Source organism: uncultured Nostoc sp., assembly GCF_937863485.1.
Lineage (GTDB): Bacteria > Cyanobacteriota > Cyanobacteriia > Cyanobacteriales > Nostocaceae > Nostoc.
In genome coordinates this window covers 1-2133 of the sequence record NZ_CALMFY010000224.1, presented here as the reverse complement: position 1 = coordinate 2133, position 2133 = coordinate 1, and the positions used below count along the sequence as shown (strand labels likewise).

Below are 2133 nucleotides of genomic sequence, written 5' to 3'. Positions count from 1 at the left end.
TTCACTTTATCAACAACTGTGATTTTTCACAACTCATTTAGGATTGCTATAGCACTAGATAATGCCTGTGCCCAGCTGTTAGATGCACCGATAATTGCGCCATAGATGGCAAAGAAAATGGAACTAGTTACGAATAAAGAACTGATTTTATTTTGTAGTCGGATTCCCTGACGAATTTCTTCTAAGAAGGACTGGCGATCGCGGAGTAAATTAACCAAAACCCCAAATTGTTGAATTCCGCGATTTGGCTTTTTCAGCATAAATTTATCTGTTCTATATTTTGTTAAATTACTAATGACTAATTAACGGATTCCCAAAAGATAGCTAATAGCTTGAATCACACTTAAATAGAAATTACCTTCTCTTTCGCGGAATAGTTCAAAAGCAGAACCAGGTGTGCCAAAAAACGGTCTGAGAGTCCATCCTAACTGACTGCCTACGAAAGCGTAAAGAAATAGCCAAAATTGTAAAATCTTCTGGCGTGTCTTGCTACCTTCATTATCTTGTTCTAAAACTAAGCTTGTAGCTTGATATAAAGACGAAACACCAATAAATCCAGTTATGGCAAAGATGAAGACATTTAACAGAATTAAAAATTGGTAATTATTCGTGGTAATCAAGAAAAACAGTGTGATTGGGGCAAAGCTAAATAAAAGTACGCTTGTAACTGAAACAGCAGTCAGCACTAATGCTAAATGCTGTCCAAAAGTCCGCTTTGAACCAAAAATAACGTTAGCAAAGTACAACGTTGGTATACAAATCAGGAGTGTGATTAAATAAAGGGCTGGGAGTTTAATGGCGGAAGATATAGCTTGCATCCAACTATGGTATGCACCAATGATTCCGCCATAAGCAGCGATAAATAAAGAACTGCAAACTAGCAGAGAAATGATTTTATTTGGTAATCTCGTACCTTGGCGAACTTCCTCTAGAAATCCTTGGCGATCGCGCAGAAAACCAATCAACACCGCAAAGTATTTTATTCCTAAAGATTTCCGTTCAATCATATTCTCCTCACACAGGTATTATTCTAAGTTTCATCTGAGTAATCACCGCCAGAACCATACTTCCAGGCATCAATCAAACGATGCCAATAATATTGTTGTTCATTTGGTTGATTCTTAATCCATGTTTCTAGCATTGGACTTAACCAAAACAAGGCAGTGTACACACCTAAACTACTGTAATGTAACATCCAATCTAACAAACTTGCCAAACCTACTTGCGGAATTATTTTGACAACTAATATCGGATGATATAAACCAGTTTTTAACAGGGTTTGCGTTAGTGCCGAAAACTGTACTATATCCTGTAAAAATGGTTTTAGCACTGGTGTACCCAACTGTTGCATTTCCTGAAATACCGCTGAGAGGAGTTGGTTAATTTGATCTGGGGCAATTTTCTGATTTATACCAACACTCATCGCTCTTTGAAACAACCAGGTAACAGTCAAACTTGGCTGATAGGGTTGCAGTAGTGCGATCGCTTGTGCAGATAATTGTTCTGTTTCCAGCGCTTCATAAATGCCAAATGTTAAACGCTTCAGGTGACGCACCATTGCCCCAAAACCACCAAAACTCAAGGGAGATTGACTACCACTGCTGTCTCCGGCTGGTAGAATGCGACTCCAAGGGGTTTTTAGGGGACTTTGGCGATAGGTAGGAAAGAAGCCAAATAGCGCTCGTTGAAATTTCAGCTTGCTCAATTCCACTCCCTGATATTCTGGTAAAAGACGCAGATATTCCTCAAATAGAGCTTCTAAACTCAAGCGTTGGGGATGTGCATCCATGTAAGTAAACAGGTAAGTGGTTCTGCCATCCCTGGCTGGGAAGGCTTCCCAGAAGTATTGACATTGATTCTGCAAAGATGTGAATGATAATAACAAGTCGCCTGAGTTGTTTTCCGGAAAACCTTGGGCACAACTTCCCACAACCAAGCAAAGGGCGTCTGGTTTTTTTCCTTGGCGTGCTTGTTGGGTGATGGGTGAAAGATGTCCCATCGCGTCGATTAATAAACGAGTTTTGAATTGGTTATTTACCATCACCCCATCTGGATGAACCACCGTTTCAGTAAAAGGTGTATTTTCTAACAACTTTCCCCCAGCGGCGACAAATCGTGTTTTCAAAGTAGCCA

Annotated in this window: 2 protein-coding genes and 1 pseudogene; all 3 read right to left on the bottom strand. The window is 39.9% G+C overall.

What is annotated here, in order from left to right; translation table 11 throughout:
* Positions 1 to 47: 47 nt before the first annotated feature.
* A pseudogene (locus Q0541_RS30845) lies at positions 48 to 260 on the bottom strand (actin-binding WH2 domain-containing protein); the annotation flags it as partial.
* Between the two features lie 42 nt (positions 261 to 302).
* Positions 303 to 1007, bottom strand: coding sequence for an actin-binding WH2 domain-containing protein (locus tag Q0541_RS30840; RefSeq protein ID WP_298920124.1), 705 nt, complete (start codon positions 1005 to 1007; stop codon positions 303 to 305).
* Between the two features lie 23 nt (positions 1008 to 1030).
* Positions 1031 to 2133 (bottom strand): FAD-binding oxidoreductase (locus Q0541_RS30835; protein ID WP_298920122.1); only part of this gene is annotated, 1103 nt, incomplete at its 5' end.

Excerpts from the sequence above, each read along its gene's own strand:
- Q0541_RS30840 (WP_298920124.1), bottom strand. The coding sequence starts at position 1,007 with ATGATTGAACGGAAATCTTTAGGAATAAAATACTTTGCGGTGTTGATT.